Here is a 16,236-nt window from a genome sequence, read left to right as displayed (position 1 = left end):
TTGTTTAATTGGTTCAATGGTAAGACCAATAATTCCTGAGGCAGAAATTTAAGGTAAATCCGTGACTTGGTCAATGCCACTAGGGAAATCCCCATGCTTGCACTTTTACAGATCGCTGGCTAGAATGTGGCGGTCTTACCAATCAAGGTGGTCTTACCAATGCCGAACAAGGTGCAGGTTCCGCGGATTTCCGATGCCGTCGCTTCGACGCTGGAGCGGCGCATCCTCGAAGGTTCGTTGAAGCCGGGCGACCGCCTGCCGGCCGAGCGCGAATTGGCGCTTGAACTCGGCGTGTCGCGGCCGAGCCTGCGCGAGGCGATCCAGAAGCTGGCATCGAAAGGCATGTTGCAGAGCCGCCAGGGCGGCGGCACCTATGTGACGGCCGCACTGGAGAAGAGTTTCTTCGACCCCTGGCAGGAGATGATGGGTTCCTACCCGAACCTGCGCGAGGACATGCTCGAATTCCGCCGCATGATCGAAGGCCAGGCCGCCGAATGGGCCGCCGAGCGCGCCACCGACGCCGATCTGCTGCGTCTCGACCAGGCTTATGCGGCGCTGCAGGCCTCGTTCAACAATGACGACACCGAAAAACGCTCGGCCGCCGACATCGCCTTTCATCAGGCCATCGGCGACGCCTCGCACAATGTCCTGATCGGTCACCTGTCGGCGGCGCTGCTGCGCCTGATGCACGACAACATCCGCCTCAACCTCGGTGAACTGAAGAGCGTGCCGGCCGCCGGCAAGCTCCTGATGAGCCAGCACACCGCGATCCACACCGCCATCGTCGACAAGAAACCGCAGGCCGCGCGCGCCGCCGCCGAGACGCACATCGACTTCGTCCGCGAGACGCTGGCGCAGACGCTGCGCTCGGTCGCCCGCCGCGAAACCGCCGAGCGCCGCCTGAACACCGATTTCCTGAACTCCTGATTTTCCAATCTTCAATTCCCACCGAAAGGACCCACTGATGGAAGCCCTTGTCATCCCCTTCGAAAAACTGCGCATGACCGACGTCGACCAGGTCGGCGGCAAGAACTCGTCGCTCGGCGAAATGATCTCGCAGCTCGCCGATACCGGCGTTCGCGTTCCCGGCGGCTTCGCCACGACGGCGCACGCCTACCGCGAGTTCCTGGCGCAGTCCGGCCTGGACAAGAAGATCAACGACACGCTCGATACGCTCGATGTCGATGACGTCAACGCCCTGGTCAAGACCGGCGCCGAAATCCGCCAGTGGATTCTCGACACGCCGTTCCCGATGGACCTGACCATCGCCATCACCGAGCAGTACCAGCGCCTGGTCGCCGAATCCAACGCCGACATGTCCTTCGCCGTGCGCTCCTCGGCCACCGCCGAAGACCTGCCGGATGCCTCCTTTGCCGGTCAGCAGGAAACCTTCCTGAACATCGTCGGCCTGGAAAACATCATGCACGCGATCAAGGAAGTCTTCGCGTCGCTGTACAACGACCGCGCCATCTCCTACCGCGTGCACAAGGGCTTCGTGCACGCCGACGTCGCGCTGTCGGCCGGTATCCAGCGCATGGTCCGCTCGGACAAGGGCGCGGCCGGCGTGATGTTCACGCTCGACACCGAATCCGGTTTCCGCGATGCCGTCTTCGTCACCTCCAGCTACGGGCTGGGCGAGACGGTGGTGCAGGGCGCCGTCAATCCGGACGAGTTCTACGTGCACAAGCCGATGCTGGAGCAGGGCAAGAAGGCGGTGATCCGTCGAAACCTCGGCTCGAAGATGATCAAGATGACCTTCGCCGCCGAGAAGGTCGCCGGCAAGTCCACGATCACCGAAGAAGTTGAAGAATCGCTGCGCCACCAGTTCTCGATCAATGACGAAGAAGTCATGGAACTGGCCCGCTACGCCCAGATCATCGAAAAGCACTACGGTCGTCCGATGGACATCGAGTGGGGCAAGGACGGCGTCGACGGCAAGCTCTACATCCTCCAGGCCCGCCCGGAAACCGTGCAGTCGCAGGCTGCCGCCGGCAAGCAGGAGAAGTTCAAGCTCAAGTCCTTCTCCAAGGTGCTCGCCTCCGGCCGCGCCATCGGCCAGAAGATCGGCGTCGGTCCGGTCCGTATCGTCAAGGACCCGAAGGAGATGGACCAGGTCAAGCCGGGTGACGTGCTCGTCGCCGACATGACCGACCCGAACTGGGAACCGGTGATGAAGCGCGCTTCCGCCATTGTCACCAACCGTGGTGGCCGCACCTGCCACGCCGCGATCATCGCCCGCGAACTCGGCATCCCGGCCATCGTCGGTTGCGGCGACGCGACCGAAACGCTGAACGAAGGCGATACCGTCACCGTCAGCTGCACGGAAGGCGATACCGGCCACGTCTATCGCGGCCGCCTCGACTACGAAGTCACCACCCGCGACATCTCGGCCATGCCGGACGTCCCGGTCAAAGTCATGATGAACGTCGGCAACCCGGAACTGGCCTTCGAATTTGCCCAGCTGCCGAACGCCGGTGTCGGTCTGGCCCGAGTCGAGTTCATCATCAACAACGTGATCGGCATCCACCCCAAGGCCATCCTCGACGTCGAGCGCCTGCCGGCTTCGAAGCGCGACGAGATCAAGCGCCGCGCCCGTGGCTACGCCAGCCCGAAGGACTTCTTCGTCGAGAAGCTGGTCGAAGGCGTGTCCACCATCGCCGCCGCCTTCTGGCCGAACCCGGTGATCGTCCGCCTGTCCGACTTCAAGTCCAACGAATACCGCAAGCTGCTCGGCGGCGAACTGTACGAGCCGGAAGAAGAAAACCCGATGCTCGGCTTCCGCGGCGCCTCGCGCTACATCGCGCAGTCGTTCCGCGACTGCTTCGAGATGGAATGCCGTGCCATGAAGCGCGTGCGTGAAGAGATGGGCCTGACCAACGTCCAGTTGATGGTCCCGTTCGTGCGCACCGTCGGCGAAGGCCAGGCGGTGGTCGACCTGCTCGCCGAACACGGCCTGAAGCAGGGCGAGAACGAACTGAAGTTGATCATGATGTGCGAAATCCCGTCGAACGCCCTGTTGGCCGACGATTTCCTGAAGATCTTCGACGGCTTCTCGATCGGCTCCAACGACCTGACCCAGCTCAGCCTCGGCCTCGACCGCGACTCCGGTCTGGTCGCCAACCTCTTCGACGAGCGCGATCCGGCCGTCAAGATGCTGCTGGCGATGGCCATCTCCGCTGCCAACAAGGCCGGCAAGTACATCGGTATCTGCGGTCAGGGCCCGTCGGACCACCCGGACCTCGCCGAGTGGCTGATGGATCAGGGCATCAGCTCGATCTCGCTGAACCCGGACACCGTCGTCGATACCTGGACGCGCCTGGCGACGCACAAGAAGGGCTGATCCTTGCGATCAATCGTGGTGTAAAAACCAGAAAGGCCGGGAGCGATCCCGGCCTTTTTTTTATTCTCTGTCTTTGGTTAATCGATCAACCGCTGCGATCAGCGCTGCAACCAATTCAGACAACTCGCTGATGGTCGACTCCTCGACCTCAAGAAATCCCTCGTACTCAGCGAGATTCCGCTTCTGATGCGCGCTGTCGAGAATGCGCCATTGCACGGCCGACCAGCCTAGCGTGTGAGGCAGGCACTGGAAAACGGTGTAGCGGTTTTCACTGCGGTAGCCGTGCCAGCGTAATGCGGCCAGTGCGGCGGCGTGGGCGGCGTTGTAAATGGAGGTGAAGCGGCCTTCGGCGGAAATGCTGGCAACTTGCGCGTCGTCGAAGCGGGTCCGGGCCATGCTCAGCAGGCGAACAACTTCGAGGTTGTTGCGCGCTTCGGCCTTCAGTTGGCCGATACGAACCAGGTTATCCAGCGCCGCTTGCGGCAAGGTTTTCTCCGATCAGAGGCAGGGTCGGCTGGGCGAGGATGCGGTTGATGAAGGAATCCGGCTCGGCCAAGCGTTTCGTGTATTCCGATTGAGTATAGCAGTTGGGGTTGATTTTCCGCCCGAGTTGTCCTTCGAGCGGCAGGAGTAGGGTCAGGACTTCGTTCAGCGAAAGCTGCTCGCCGACCAGCAACAGGTCGATGTCGCTTTGCGCGGTATCGCTTCCCTTGGCTACAGAGCCGTAGATGAACGCGATGCTCAAGCGTGAAGCGAGGGGCTGCAGGGCTTCGGCGATCAGCGGCGCGATCCCTAGTGTCTTGCGAGTCAGGGCCAGCAATTCGCCGTACACCGGGCTATCGGGATTGGCCTGAAAGCGGCGCTGGTTGCCGACGTGTTCTGAAAGCACCAGTCCGGCATCGACCAGCCGATTCAATTCGCGTTGCAGTGAGGCGCTGCCGAGCAGCGTCAGGCGACGCAGTTCGCTAAGGTGATAGCTGCGTTCCGGCTGACCGAACAGCCAGCGGAAAACTCGTGCTTGGCTATCGGAGAAAAGGGCGGTGGCAATCGACATGTCCAGATATTAGCATGATCGTGCCAATAATTGGCTTGTTATCTTGTGAGCTATTCTGATTTGTGTTGGGAGGATGCGGCACGAAAAGCCCTTGATTTTCTAGTTTGCCGCATTGTTGCGCTGGAAATGAAGAAGGCCGGGAGCGATCCCGGCCTCTTCAATTCACTCAACTGGGCAGCAGGTTCTTGACCAGGCGCTCGGAGAGCTGTTCGTGGGTGAATTGCGGTTCGTTCGGCGGGTAGAGCGAGTCTTCGTCGAATTCAAAACCATGCTCGCGGGCGAGGCTGCGCAGTTCCTTGAGTTTCTGGCAGGCCTTGAGTGCTTCGCCTAGGGCGGCGTCGGCCCGGGCTTTTTCGGAAAATGCCTTGATGTTGGCAACGGACATCGGGATTTCTCCTGAGAATTTGCGTTGGTGGATGAACTGGTGCACATCCGGGCATGTGTCGGGTTCTCGACAAAAATGCGGGATTGAGCAACCAGGAGAACCTGGTAAGCAAATTCAGTGCCGCTTCAACGTCTGGAGAGCAGTGTGGGTGGCGTCAGGCTAGTGCGCCGCCTGCCTGAGCGTCGCCAGCAGCGCGGCGGCGGCGCCGAACAATCCACCGAAAACCCGGTTGAGCAGGCGTTGTTGTCCGGGTTCGCGCAGCAGTCGCAGAACGCGGGCGGCGAGGCCGGTGTAGCCGGCCATGACGATCAGGTCGACGCCGACCATGGTGATGGTCATGGTCAGGTATTGCGCCAGCAGCGGCCGGGTTGCATCAAGGAATTGCGGCAGGACCGCGAGAATGAAGACAATGGCCTTAGGGTTGCTGGCATTGACGATGAAGCCGCGCAGCACCAGCGCGCCGGGATGGCCGCGACGCTTGTCGACCGCCTCGGCATGCAGGTCGCCGGGCGGTGAGGTCCATTGTTTCCAGCCGAGATAGAGCAGGTAGAACACACCGAACCATTTGATCAGCGCAAAGGCCAGTTCGGAGCGGGCAAGGATGGCGCCCACTCCAGCAGCAACGATGGCGATCTGCAGGATCAGCGCCAGTTGCAGGCCGATGGCGTTCCAGAAACCGCGCCGAAAACCGAAACTGAGTCCGGAGGACATCGAGGCAACGGCGCCGGCACCAGGCGACAGGCTGATGACCCAGCAGGCAATGAAGAAGGCGAACCAGGTGTCGAGGGACATGAGTGAGGCTTTTCGAATCCGTGCGCAATGTCTGCGAGGATAGGCGGCAAACCCGGGCCTGTCGAGGAATTTGGTGCTCTGGGCGAGACTCGAACTCGCACACCTTGCGGCACTACCCCCTCAAGATAGCGTGTCTACCAATTTCACCACCAGAGCATTGGTCCGTTTGCGCGGACGCGGAGAAACGAGGCGATTCTCCGGTTTTTTCGTTGGTGCCCAGAAAGGGACTCGAACCCCCACGGTGTTACCCGCTAGTACCTGAAACTAGTGCGTCTACCAATTCCGCCACCTGGGCAGGCGTCGAAAGAAGGCGCGGATTCTAATGCCTGGCTCGTGACTTGCCAAGCCTTTTTTGCGATTTCAACGCAGTGGCAGTGCCCGGGTTTCGCCCTGGCGGGGTAGCCAGAAACGGCTTTCCGGCAATTGTCGCCTTTCAAGCGCAGCGGCGACGTCGCGTGGCGGCTGGTCGAAGCTTTCCTGCGACAGCGCGAAACTGCCCCAATGGACGCCGATGGCGTGGCGCGCGTCGGTGTCTTCCATGATCTGGACGGCCTCGTCCGGATTGTTGTGCTGGGGGCGCATGAAGTCGCGCGGCTCGTAAGCGCCGATGGGAACGGCAAGCAGGTCGACCGGGCCGAGGCGCCGGCGGATTTCCTTGAAGTCAGCCGAGTAGCCGGTGTCGCCGGTGTAGAGGAAGGCGCTGCGGCGGCCGTCGTGGTTGATGTCGAGGAAGAAGCCGCCCCACAGCGTGGTGTTGGTGTCGAACGGCGTGCGTTTGCTCCAGTGCTGGGCGGGTGTGAAATGTATGCGCAGGTCGCTCAGATCGATTTGCTGCCACCAGTCGAGTTCGCGGACGCGGGCCATGCCGAGCTTGTCGAACCAGGCCTTGACGCCAAGCGGGACGATGAATTCCGGCGTGTCGCCACGAGCCAGCAGGGCGGTCAGCGTGGCTTCGTCGAGGTGGTCGTAGTGGTTGTGCGAGATCAGCACCAGGTCGATGCGCGGCAGTTCCTTGACGGTCAGCGGCGGCGGCACCTGGCGCCGGGCCGACAGCCAGGAAAACGGGCCGGCATGGTCGGACAGGTTGGGGTCGATCAGGATGTTGCGCCCACCCGCCTGCAGCAGCAGGCTGGCGTGACCGAGCCAGGTGATGCGCGGTGGGCCGGCTGGGTCATTGAGCTGGGCGCGATCCGGGGTTGCCAGCCAGCGTTCGGCAAAGGCGGCGTAACCGCCTTCGGGTTCGGCCAGTGGGCGGAAGTCGCCGCGCCAGCGACGCTGGATGACTTCATACCAGGGCGCGCCGCCGCGCACGCTCGGATCGTTGTTCACGAAACCGTCGGGGCGGTGGTGAGCCTTGCCGGGGTCGTACCAGCTATTGACCGTGGTGCAGCCGCCCAGCGCAAGGGTCAGCAGCAGCGCCGGAAAAACCCCGCGCATCGGGCTCAGACGCCGCCGCCGCGGACCAGGTTCATGATCTGGGTGGCGTCCAGGGTTTGCGCGCGTTGCTGGATCTGCGGCAGATACTGGGTCTGCATCTGCTTGGCCGGGCCGAGCAGGCCCTGGAAGCTTTCCTGCAGCAGTTGCGTGCTCATCTGGCGGCCACCGGCGTAATAGCGCTTGGCAACCTGGCCGAGGGCATAGGTGCTGGCAAACGAGAAGGCCATGCCGGTCGCGGCGCGGCCGATCTTGCCGGCGGTTTTGCCGGCCATCTTGCCGAGCAGGCCGCCGAGCAGTTTGCGGCCGAATTGTTCGAGGTACTGGGAGGTCAGGCCGACGCCGACGGTGGCCAGGAATTCGCGGATATGGCCCTGGTCGAGTTCGACGCCGTAAGCCTTGCCGATGCGGTAGACCATCTTCACCTGCAGCGGAATGATCGCCACCGAGGCCCAGGATTGCGGCAGCAGTTCGAGGGCGCCGTTGAGGATGGAATAGTTGAGGATGGATTTGTCGAGTTCGGCCTCGTTGACCGCCGGCTGCGCGCTGGCGGCGGCCGCGACGGCAACCGGTGCGGCGGCAGCGGCGGTGGCGGCGAGCGTGTCGGCCTGGCTGGCAAAGGCGGTGACTTCGGCGTCGCCATCGAGGCCGAGACGGGTTTTCAGATTGGCCAGGAAGGTCTGCTCGGCTGCCGTCTGCACACCGTCGGCATCGCAGACGCAGACGGCCATTTCGTAGGCGAACTGGCGCTGGCCGAGTTCGCTCAGTGCTTGCACGGCAGCGTCCAGCGTGACCCGCTTGAACAGCACGTCCTGGTAGAGCTTCGGCAGTTCCGGCGCATCGGCGCCCATCGATTCGGCGAAGCGACGGATGTGCTCGCGTTCGCGGTCGTCATTGCTGCCATCGGCGAAGGCGGCGAACAGGCTGATGGTCAGGACGGCGTTTTCCGGGGTCATGGCTTTTTTCTACGAGGTTGGGATGGCTGCATTGTGCCGATACCCCCCGTCTTTTTACAGGGGGTATCTGTAACGATGTGTTGCCGAGGTTCAGGCAGCGAAACTGGGCGGCATCTGGGCGGCGACGATTTCACCGCGGGCGGTGGCGACGCCTTCGGCATAGACCGTGGCTTCGACGATGACCTTGCGCCCGCGGATTTCCTTGATCCGGCCGCGGATTTCCAGTTCCGGGCCGAGCGGGGTCGGCTTCAGGTAATCGACGTGCAGCGAGGCAGTGACGAAACGGAAGGGCGGTTCGCTGTCCATCGGCCGGTTCTCCGCGCGATACATCGCGGCGGCGGCCGAGCCGGTGCCGTGGCAGTCGATCAGCGAAGCCAGCAGGCCGCCGTAGACGAAGCCGGGAATGGCCGTGTGTTCGGGGCGTGGCGTGAAGCGGGTGACGGTTTCGTCGCCGTCCCAATAGGTCTTGATCTGGTGGCCGTGCTCGTTCAGCCGGCCGCAGCCGTAGCAGTGGGCGACGTTCTCCGGGTAGAAATCCTGAAATGCTGACATCTGCTGTCTCCTTGTTGAATGAATATTGTCGGATGATGATAGAACCTTGTTGGCGGCATGGCGATTGCAAGCGCGGACAGATTGCATGAAAAGACCGCCAGGTGCCGAGGCTGACTCAGTCTGGCTTCTCGGGCAAAATGACGGGGAGGAGAGAAGCCGATGACGAACGACAGCCTGGTTGGAAAATTGCGTTCCCTGATCGCCCCGGATACCCGGCCGGCGCCGCTGAATGCGCGTGGCATCGAACGCCTGCGGGCGCAGTTGCGCGAATGCGCGGCCGGGCAGGGCGGCGAGGTGTCGGCGCGGGCGCGGGCGGCGCGGCTGGCGGAAACCTATCTGGGGCTGGACGACGCCGGCCGGCAGCAGTTCCTGAAGCTGATCGCGCTCGAATTCGGGCCGGACCCGGCCAAGGTGGCGGCGGCGCATGCGGCCTACCAGGCGGCGGTCGGCACCGACGGCCAGTGGCGGGCCGAAGCCGCCTTGCGCACGGCCATGCGCTCCTCGCGCATCCGCATCATGACCCAGTTCAACGCCATTCCGCAGGGCGTCAAGTTCCTCGTCGATCTGCGCGCCGACCTCTTGCGTTATCTGGAAAACGACCGCGAGCTGGCGGTCCTCGACCGCGAACTGGAGTCGCGGTTCAATGCCTGGTTCGACGTCGGTTTTCTTGAGCTGCAGCGGCTGACCTGGAATACGCCGGCGTCGCTGCTGGAAAAGCTGATCGAATACGAGGCCGTGCACGAAATCCAGTCCTGGGCCGACCTGAAGAACCGTCTCGATTCCGACCGCCGCCTGTATGCCTTCTTCCATCCGCGCATGCCGGCCGAGCCGCTGATCTTCGTCGAGGTGGCGCTGACCGACCATCTGGCCGGCAACGTCCAGGAGCTGCTCGACGAGCACGCACCGGTGTTCGACAACCGCAAGGCCGACACCGCCATTTTCTATTCCATTTCCAATACCCAGGTCGGACTGCGCGGCGTCTCCTTCGGCAGTTTCCTGCTCAAGCGCGTGATCGACGACCTCAAGCGCGATTTCCCCAAGCTCGACAAGTTCGCCACGCTGTCGCCGATTCCGGCGCTGGCCAGCTGGCTGCGCCGGAACCCCGAGGCGCTGGCCGAGGCCGGCATTCCCTTGTCGCAGGACGCTATGAGCGACGGCGCCTGGGCGGCGGACCGGGAGATGGTCCGCCGGCTGCGCGACCCGCTGACCCGGCTGACCGCGCGTTACCTGGCCAGTGCCAAACGCGGCGGGCAGGCCGATGGCCCACCCTACGATCCGGTGTCGCGCTTCCATCTGGGCAACGGTGCCCGGGTCGAGCGTCTGAATTTCCTCGCCGACAACTCGGCCAAGGGGTTTGCCCAGTCGTTCGGGATGATGGTCAATTACTGCTATGACCCCGAGGAAATCGAGAGCAATCTCGAAGCCTTCGCCAGCAGCGGGCGGATCGCCATGTCGGCGGCCGTGCGTCGGCTGGCCCGCAACGTCGTCAGCGCATGAAGCCCGAGCAGGTTACCCGCCACAGTCTGTTCGAGGACGCCCAGGCCCTGCTGGTGGCGCCGATGTTCGTCGCCTTCGCCGTGATGCTGTTCCAGCATGCCGGCCTGCTCACTGGCGGTACCGTCGGCCTGGCCTTCCTGGTGCATTACATCTACGACTGGCCGATGGCCTGGGTCGTGTTCCTGATCAACCTGCCGTTCTATGCCTTTGCCTGGCGGGCGATGGGGACGGTGTTCACGCTGAAGACCTTTTTCTGTGTCGGCCTGCTGTCGATCTACACGGCGGTGTTGCCGGGGGTGATCGCGCTGGAGAGTGTCGACCGCCTGTTCGCCGCCGTCATGGGCGGTTTCCTGATCGGTGTCGGTCTGTTGATGATCATCCGCCACAAGGCAAGTCTCGGCGGCCTCGGCGTGCTTGCGCTCTACCTGCAGAACACGCGCGGCTGGCCGGCGGGCAAGGTGCAGATGGCGGCCGACGTGCTGATCCTGGTTGCCGGCCTGTACATCCGCGACCCGTTTACCGTGGCCCTGTCGATTGTCGGGGCGCTGGCGCTGAATCTGGTGCTGGCGGCCAACCACAAGGCTGGCCGCTATCTCGGTACCTGATTGGCTCAGGCCGTCAGGCGGCCGACCGCCATGGCTGCCGCGTGCCGCATTTTGTCGCCGATCTGGGTAATGGCGCGGACCAGACGGACGCTGGCGCTGTGTTCGAAGCGGACCGCCGCGTCGCCGCCGATGCTTTCGATGACGATGCGGCCGGCACCGCGAACGCGATAGCTTTCGCCGCTGGCCAGCACGATGTCGCCGGCGTCGCCGGTAATCGTCATCCACAGGACGCCGCGCGTGCAGCGGACGATGATGCCCGATGCGTCCGAGAGGCGGAGCGGGCAGTGTTCCCGCAACTGGAGTTCCCTTTCACCAAGATCGATCTTCATGTGCATCTCCTTTCTGTATGCACGCACAGTTTAGGGGCGAAAGAAATACTGATACAGTCACACAAAAACAAAATTGTGACCATTACAGTTGCTCGTGTTTCCAACTGTGCTGGTCTGTTTGAATGACAACTGTATTGGTGACCCATGGCCGTTGAACCCCTTCGTTACGAGAAACTGGCCGGCGAACTGGCCGGCATGATCAGCGGCGGCATCCTGTCGCATGGCGAACGCCTGCCATCGGTGCGCCGTCTGGCACAGGAGCGGCGGCTGTCGGTGTCCACCGTGGTGCAGGCGCTGCGCCAGCTCGAGGAGCGCGGGCTGGTCGAGGCCCGGCCGCAATCCGGTTATTTCGTCCGCCCGGCACCGGTCGTGCGCAGCGAACCGCAAACGCGGTCGACGCCGGATGCGCCGATGCCGGTCGATATCTCGCAACGCCTGGTGCATGTGCTGCAGGCCGGTGCCCGTCCGGACGTGGCGCCGCTGTCGGCAGCCTTGCCGGCCAATTCCCTGCTGCCGATTGCGGCGCTGCACCGCCTCTACGCCGGGGTCGCCCGGCGCCATCCGCATCTGCTGGAGGTGGACAGTCACGTCAACATGGACCAGCCGGCGCTGGTGCGTCAGCTGGTGCGTCGCTCGCTGGCCTGGGGCGGGCCGCTGGCGCCGGAGGAATTCATCATCACCAATTCCTGCACCGAGGCGCTCAATCTCTGCCTGCGGGCGGTGACCAAGCCCGGCGACACCGTTGCCGTCGAGTCGCCCGGCTATTACCTGATGCTGCAGTTGCTCGAGACCCTGGGCCTGAAAGCGCTGGAAATTCCCTGCGATCCGCGTACCGGCATGTCGGTCGAGGCGCTGGAACTGGCCTCGCGCAACGGCGGCATCGCCGCCTGCCTGCTGGTCGCCAACGGCAGCAACCCGCTGGGCAGCCTGATGCCCGACGACAAGAAGCGCCGTCTGGCGGCATTGACGGCGGCACGCGGCATCCCGGTGATCGAGGACGACATCTACGGCGACCTGCATTTCTCCGACGAGCGACCGTGGCCGTTGAAGGCCTTCGATACGGCCGGCAACGTGATGCTCTGCGCCTCGTTCTCGAAATGCCTGTCGCCGTCCTTGCGCATCGGTTTCGTCGCCAGCGGCCGTTACCGCCAGGCGGTGGCGCTGCAGAAGACGATCACCAGCGGCGGCACCAACCCGCTGACCCAGATGGTGCTGGCGGAGTATCTGGAATCCGGTGCCATGGAGCGCCACCTGCGCGGTTTGCGGCGCAGTTACCGGCACCAGGTGGAGGCCATGCAGGCGGCGGTGTCCCGCTATTTTCCGGCGAGCACGCGCATTGCCCAGCCGCAGGGGGGCTATGTGCTGTGGGTCGAGTTGCCCGAGCACATCGACACCACGCAACTGCACGGGCGGGCGCTGCGCGAGAAGCTTTCCTATGTGCCGGGCGCGCTGTTCTCGGCCAGCGGGATGTACCGCAATTGCCTGCGCCTGAATTGCGGCAATCCGCACACCCCGGAAATCGACGATGCCGTTCGCCGTCTGGGGCTGCTGTTCGGGGGCGCCAAATGAGCAACTACGGTATCATTGCCCCTTTTTGGGCAAGCTTCGCCTTGCCGTTCTGAACGAATTCGAAGGATTTTCTGCTCATGTTCGACGCAGTCCGCAACAACAAGAAGATCGTCCAGGTGTTCCTGGTGCTGATCGCCCTCCCGTTTGCCTTCTTCGGTCTCGAATCCTACGTCAGTGATGGCGCTGGTGGTGCCGATGTTGCCACCGTTGGCGGTGTCGGGATTTCGCAACAGGAATTCCAGCAGGTCATGCGCGAGCAGCAGGAGCGCCTGCGCAACCAGCTCGGCCAGGTCGATCCGAAGATGCTCGACAACCCCGAGTTCCGCAAGGCCATTCTCGACGACGTCATCGATCGTCGCCTGCTGGCCCTGGAAGCGGCCCAGCGTCGCCTGTTCGTGACCGACGACGCGGTGCGTAACAGCATTGCCGGGATCGAGGCCTTCCAGCAGGACGGTCAGTTCTCCAATGAGCGCTACGAAGCCCTGTTGCGCGCCCAGGGCCTGAGCCCGGCCGGCTTCGAAGCCCAGGTCCGCCAGGATCTGACCCTGCAGCAACTGGCCGGCACCATCGGTCAGACCGGCATGCTGTCGACCACCGTCGGCGAACGCATCCTGGCCCTGCAGACCGAACAGCGCCAGATTCAGGAACTGATCCTGCCGGCCGGCAGCTACCTGGCCAAGGTCAAGCTGGCCGACGATGCCGCCCGCAAGTTCTACGACGAAAACAGCCAGCAGTTCCGGACGCCGGACCAGGCCCGCGCCGAATTCGTCGTCCTCAGCCAGGAAGGCATGGCGGTCGAAGTCAGTGATGCCGAGGTCCAGTCCTGGTACGACGGCCACAAGGCGCGCTACCAGCAGCCCGAGGAACGCCGTGCCAGCCACATCCTGATCGCTTCGGAAGCCCTGGGCAAGGACAAGGCCCGGGCCAAGGCGGAAGAGGTCCTCAAGGAAGTGCAGAAGAAGCCGGCGGCCTTTGCCGAACTGGCCCGCCAGCATTCCGACGATCCGGGTTCGGCCGGCCAGGGCGGTGACCTGGGCTTCTTCGGTCGCGGCATGATGGTCAAGCCGTTCGAGGAGGCCACCTTCGGCATGAAGGAAGGCGAAGTTTCCGGCATCGTTGAATCCGATTTCGGTTTCCACATCATCAAGCTGGCCGCCATCCGCGCCGCCAAGGAAAAGCCGCTGGCCGAAGTGCGCGGCGAGATCGTGGCCGAACTCAAGGCGGCCGCAGCCGGCCGCAAGTTTGCCGAAGCTGCCGAAGCCTTCAGCAATATCGTCTACGAGCAGGCCGACAGCCTGCAACCGGCCGCCGAACAGTTCAAGCTGAAAATCCAGCAGAGCGACTGGCTGGGTCGCCAGCCCAATCCGGCCAACGGCCCGCTGGCCAACGCCAAGCTGCTGGAAGCCCTGTTCTCCGACGACGCCGTCAAGAACAAGCGCAATACCGAAGCCGTCGAGGTTGCACCGAACACCCTGGTCGCTGCCCGCATCGTCGAGTACAAGGCGGCAGCGCTGCAGCCCTTCGAGGAAATGAAGCCGGTGATCGAGCGCATGCTGACCGAGCGCGAAGCGATGAAGCTGGCCAAGGCCGACGGCGAAGCCCGCTTGGCTGCGCTGCAGTCCGGCGACGACAAGCAGGTCTGGGGCGCGTCGCGTCGCGTTTCGCGCATGGATGCCCGTCAGTTGCCGCCGCAGGCCGTGCAGCCGGTGTTCCGCATGCGTACCGACGCCTTGCCGTCCTACGCCGGCGTCGAACTGCCCGGCGCCGGTTACGCGCTGTATCGCCTGAACAAGGTCGAAGCCGGCGAGAAGCTCGACGACGTGCGTCGCCAGGGTCTGATCGGCCAGTTGCGTACGCTGGCTGCCCAGGACGACATCCAGATGTACCTGGATGCCCTGCGCAAGCGTTACAAGGTGGAAATCAACGAGAAGGCGCTGAGCACCAGCGAGCGCTGAGTTCAGTCCGCCCGGGGCGGGGTTCCGCTGGCTAGCGCCGTATAGGCGTCATTGACCGACAGGAAGACCCGTCCCGACAATTCCTGCCATAGCGGTGTGCCGATCAGCCGGTCCTGGACCGGCCCCTTGATTTCGGCAAAGTGCAGGGCGATGCCGCGACCGCAAAGGTCGCGGTTGAGGTCGCTGAGAACCTCCATCGCAGTCGCGTCGACGCGATTGACCGCATTCATGATCAGGACCACGTGCCGGGTGTCGCCGGCTTTTTCCAGTTCGCTCGCCAGGCGGCTTTCCAGCGCATGCAGATTGCCGAAGAACAGGCTTTCGTCGATGCGCAGGAAGAGCGTGCCGGGCAGGGTTTCGACCGCGTAGCGTTCGACGTTGCGGAAATGCTCGCTGTCCGGAATCCGGCCGATGACCGCGATATGCGGCGTGCTGGCGCGATAGAGCAGGGTCGCCAGCGAGAACAGGATGCCCAGCCCGATGCCGGCTTCCAGGCCAAGCACGAAAACGCCGACTGCCGTGCCCAGCGCAGCGAGCCCGTCGGCCCGGTCGTAACGCCAGGCCTGGCGCAGGCTGCGCAGGTCGATCATGCTGACCGCGGCGACGATGATGCTGGCGGCCAGGACGGCCAGCGGCAGGCGGGCAAACAGGGGCGCCGCACCGGCAACGACCAGGAGCATGGCCAAGGCCGAGACGATGCTGGCCAGCGGCGTCTGGGCACCGGCAGCGACGTTCACGGCAGTCCGCGATACGCCGCCGCCGACCGGCATGCCGCCGGAAAAGGCGGCCACGATGTTGGCGCAGCCCAGGCCGCGCAACTCGGCATTGGCGTCGAGCCGTTCGCGGCGACGGATGGCCAGTGCCTGGCCCATGGAAATGTTCTGGACCATGCCGATCAGCGCCACCAGCAGGATCGGCAGGGCCAGTTGCTGAAGTTCGCCGGCCGCCGGCAGGAAGGGCGTGAGGCCGGGCAGGCCTTCGGCGATGCGGCCGACCACCGCGACACCATGCAGTCGGTCGAGATCGCCGGCGATCACCGTCGCCGTGGCGCCGAGCACGACCAGCAGCGGAAACAGGCGGACGACGAAGCCGCCGGCGGCAGGCGAAAGGCCGCAGCGTTCCAGCAGACCGGCCAGCCAGAGGCGGGCAAAACCCAGGATGGCGACGGCCGTCAGGCCGATGGCGCTGGCCATGTCCAGCCGGCCGTCGGCGAGCAGCGCCCGGATGACCGTGGCCGCATCGCTGCCCTGAGGTTCCACGCCAAAGAAATGTTTCAACTGGCTGAAAACGATGAGCACGGCCGAACCGGAAATGAAACCGGCGATCACCGGCCGGCTCAGCAGATTGGCCAGGAAACCCAGGCGCAGGCTGCCGCAGAGCACCAGCAGGACGCCCGAGCCCAGCGCGACGACTGCCGCCAGTCCGATGTAGGCCGGCGAACCCGGTGGCGCAATCGGTGCCAGTACCGAATAGGTCATGATCGCGGTGATCGCCACCGGGCCGACCGCCTGCACCATGCTGCTGCCGAACAGCGCGTAGGCGATCACCGGCAGGATGGAAACGTAGAGCCCGGCCTGCGGCGGCAGACCGGCGAGCAGCGCGTAGGCGAGGCTCTGCGGAATGACCAGGATGGTGACAATGATGCCGGCCAGGACGTCGCTGCCCAGGTGCTGGCGGGGGTAGGGCGAGGCCCAGTGGGGCAGCAGGCGCATCAGGAAATCCTTGGTCCAAAGAAAAACGCCGACCGGGACATGCCGGGTCGGCGTTT

At 64.0% G+C, this 16,236-nt stretch carries 15 protein-coding genes and 2 tRNA genes; 6 read left to right on the top strand and 11 right to left on the bottom strand.

Features of this window, described 5'->3' with window-relative positions; genetic code table 11:
- Positions 1–159: 159 nt before the first annotated feature.
- Both Q0799_RS09020 and ppsA read left to right on the top strand, forming a co-directional pair.
- Complete coding sequence (locus Q0799_RS09020) at positions 160–927, top strand: FCD domain-containing protein (protein ID WP_028995702.1); 768 nt, start codon at positions 160–162, stop codon at positions 925–927.
- Positions 928–964: 37 nt separating this feature from the next.
- Complete coding sequence (ppsA, locus tag Q0799_RS09015; RefSeq protein ID WP_298397355.1) at positions 965–3,340, top strand: phosphoenolpyruvate synthase; 2,376 nt, start codon at positions 965–967, stop codon at positions 3,338–3,340.
- 60 nt (positions 3,341–3,400) lie between these two features.
- Here ppsA and Q0799_RS09010 read toward each other — a convergent pair whose 3' ends face one another.
- From Q0799_RS09010 to Q0799_RS08970, 9 genes are all read right to left on the bottom strand, one after another.
- Entirely contained in the window at positions 3,401–3,826 is a 426-nt protein-coding gene (locus Q0799_RS09010) for a hypothetical protein (protein WP_298397352.1), read from the bottom strand.
- Positions 3,804–4,394, bottom strand: coding sequence for a nucleotidyltransferase domain-containing protein (locus Q0799_RS09005; RefSeq protein ID WP_298397349.1), 591 nt, complete (start codon positions 4,392–4,394; stop codon positions 3,804–3,806). The genes Q0799_RS09010 and Q0799_RS09005 overlap by 23 nt, the downstream gene beginning before the upstream one ends.
- A gap of 166 nt (positions 4,395–4,560) precedes the next feature.
- Entirely contained in the window at positions 4,561–4,779 is a 219-nt protein-coding gene (locus Q0799_RS09000) for a Nif11-like leader peptide family natural product precursor (RefSeq protein ID WP_028995700.1), read from the bottom strand.
- A gap of 159 nt (positions 4,780–4,938) precedes the next feature.
- Entirely contained in the window at positions 4,939–5,571 is a 633-nt protein-coding gene (locus Q0799_RS08995) for a LysE family transporter (RefSeq protein ID WP_298397346.1), read from the bottom strand.
- Positions 5,572–5,642: 71 nt separating this feature from the next.
- Positions 5,643–5,727: transfer RNA gene (locus tag Q0799_RS08990), tRNA-Leu, on the bottom strand.
- A 54-nt stretch (positions 5,728–5,781) separates the two neighbouring features.
- Positions 5,782–5,866: transfer RNA gene (locus tag Q0799_RS08985), tRNA-Leu, on the bottom strand.
- A gap of 65 nt (positions 5,867–5,931) precedes the next feature.
- Positions 5,932–7,008: an MBL fold metallo-hydrolase gene (locus tag Q0799_RS08980; RefSeq protein WP_298397343.1), complete on the bottom strand. Its 1,077-nt coding sequence runs from the start codon at positions 7,006–7,008 to the stop codon at positions 5,932–5,934.
- Positions 7,009–7,013: 5 nt separating this feature from the next.
- Positions 7,014–7,961: a DUF533 domain-containing protein gene (locus tag Q0799_RS08975; protein WP_298397340.1), complete on the bottom strand. Its 948-nt coding sequence runs from the start codon at positions 7,959–7,961 to the stop codon at positions 7,014–7,016.
- A gap of 90 nt (positions 7,962–8,051) precedes the next feature.
- Positions 8,052–8,513: a PaaI family thioesterase gene (locus Q0799_RS08970; protein ID WP_298397337.1), complete on the bottom strand. Its 462-nt coding sequence runs from the start codon at positions 8,511–8,513 to the stop codon at positions 8,052–8,054.
- Positions 8,514–8,672: 159 nt separating this feature from the next.
- Here Q0799_RS08970 and Q0799_RS08965 point away from each other — a divergent pair, with 159 nt between their 5' ends.
- Both Q0799_RS08965 and Q0799_RS08960 read left to right on the top strand, forming a co-directional pair.
- Complete coding sequence (locus Q0799_RS08965) at positions 8,673–10,010, top strand: malonyl-CoA decarboxylase (RefSeq protein WP_298397334.1); 1,338 nt, start codon at positions 8,673–8,675, stop codon at positions 10,008–10,010.
- Positions 10,007–10,615: a YitT family protein gene (locus Q0799_RS08960; protein ID WP_298397331.1), complete on the top strand. Its 609-nt coding sequence runs from the start codon at positions 10,007–10,009 to the stop codon at positions 10,613–10,615. Before Q0799_RS08965 ends, Q0799_RS08960 begins: the two co-directional genes overlap by 4 nt.
- A gap of 5 nt (positions 10,616–10,620) precedes the next feature.
- Here the strand turns inward: Q0799_RS08960 and Q0799_RS08955 are convergent, their stop codons facing one another.
- Positions 10,621–10,944: a DUF2917 domain-containing protein gene (locus tag Q0799_RS08955; RefSeq protein WP_298397329.1), complete on the bottom strand. Its 324-nt coding sequence runs from the start codon at positions 10,942–10,944 to the stop codon at positions 10,621–10,623.
- A 144-nt stretch (positions 10,945–11,088) separates the two neighbouring features.
- On the opposite strand from Q0799_RS08955, the gene Q0799_RS08950 reads away from it, so the two are divergent.
- Together Q0799_RS08950 and Q0799_RS08945 are read left to right on the top strand one after the other, a co-directional pair.
- Complete coding sequence (locus Q0799_RS08950; protein ID WP_298397327.1) at positions 11,089–12,513, top strand: PLP-dependent aminotransferase family protein; 1,425 nt, start codon at positions 11,089–11,091, stop codon at positions 12,511–12,513.
- A gap of 77 nt (positions 12,514–12,590) precedes the next feature.
- A complete protein-coding gene (locus Q0799_RS08945; protein WP_298397324.1) occupies positions 12,591–14,468 on the top strand; it encodes a SurA N-terminal domain-containing protein in 1,878 nt (625 codons plus the stop codon).
- Between the two features lie 2 nt (positions 14,469–14,470).
- Here the strand turns inward: Q0799_RS08945 and sulP are convergent, their stop codons facing one another.
- Positions 14,471–16,180: a SulP family inorganic anion transporter gene (gene sulP / locus Q0799_RS08940; RefSeq protein WP_298397321.1), complete on the bottom strand. Its 1,710-nt coding sequence runs from the start codon at positions 16,178–16,180 to the stop codon at positions 14,471–14,473.
- Between the last annotated feature and the right edge of the window lie 56 nt (positions 16,181–16,236).

The organism is uncultured Azonexus sp., assembly GCF_937982035.1.
GTDB lineage: Bacteria > Pseudomonadota > Gammaproteobacteria > Burkholderiales > Rhodocyclaceae > Azonexus.
Note: the sequence above shows the minus strand (reverse complement) of the source record. Positions and strands in the feature narration are given on the sequence as shown.

Excerpts from the sequence above, each read along its gene's own strand:
- Q0799_RS09020 (WP_028995702.1), top strand. The coding sequence starts at position 160 with ATGCCGAACAAGGTGCAGGTTCCGCGGATTTCCGATGCCGTCGCTTCG.
- ppsA (WP_298397355.1), top strand. The coding sequence starts at position 965 with ATGGAAGCCCTTGTCATCCCCTTCGAAAAACTGCGCATGACCGACGTC.
- Q0799_RS09005 (WP_298397349.1), bottom strand. The coding sequence starts at position 4,394 with ATGTCGATTGCCACCGCCCTTTTCTCCGATAGCCAAGCACGAGTTTTC.
- Q0799_RS09000 (WP_028995700.1), bottom strand. The coding sequence starts at position 4,779 with ATGTCCGTTGCCAACATCAAGGCATTTTCCGAAAAAGCCCGGGCCGAC.
- Q0799_RS08995 (WP_298397346.1), bottom strand. The coding sequence starts at position 5,571 with ATGTCCCTCGACACCTGGTTCGCCTTCTTCATTGCCTGCTGGGTCATC.
- Q0799_RS08980 (WP_298397343.1), bottom strand. The coding sequence starts at position 7,008 with ATGCGCGGGGTTTTTCCGGCGCTGCTGCTGACCCTTGCGCTGGGCGGC.
- Q0799_RS08975 (WP_298397340.1), bottom strand. The coding sequence starts at position 7,961 with ATGACCCCGGAAAACGCCGTCCTGACCATCAGCCTGTTCGCCGCCTTC.
- Q0799_RS08970 (WP_298397337.1), bottom strand. The coding sequence starts at position 8,513 with ATGTCAGCATTTCAGGATTTCTACCCGGAGAACGTCGCCCACTGCTAC.
- Q0799_RS08965 (WP_298397334.1), top strand. The coding sequence starts at position 8,673 with ATGACGAACGACAGCCTGGTTGGAAAATTGCGTTCCCTGATCGCCCCG.
- Q0799_RS08960 (WP_298397331.1), top strand. The coding sequence starts at position 10,007 with ATGAAGCCCGAGCAGGTTACCCGCCACAGTCTGTTCGAGGACGCCCAG.
- Q0799_RS08955 (WP_298397329.1), bottom strand. The coding sequence starts at position 10,944 with ATGAAGATCGATCTTGGTGAAAGGGAACTCCAGTTGCGGGAACACTGC.
- Q0799_RS08950 (WP_298397327.1), top strand. The coding sequence starts at position 11,089 with ATGGCCGTTGAACCCCTTCGTTACGAGAAACTGGCCGGCGAACTGGCC.
- Q0799_RS08945 (WP_298397324.1), top strand. The coding sequence starts at position 12,591 with ATGTTCGACGCAGTCCGCAACAACAAGAAGATCGTCCAGGTGTTCCTG.
- sulP (WP_298397321.1), bottom strand. The coding sequence starts at position 16,180 with ATGCGCCTGCTGCCCCACTGGGCCTCGCCCTACCCCCGCCAGCACCTG.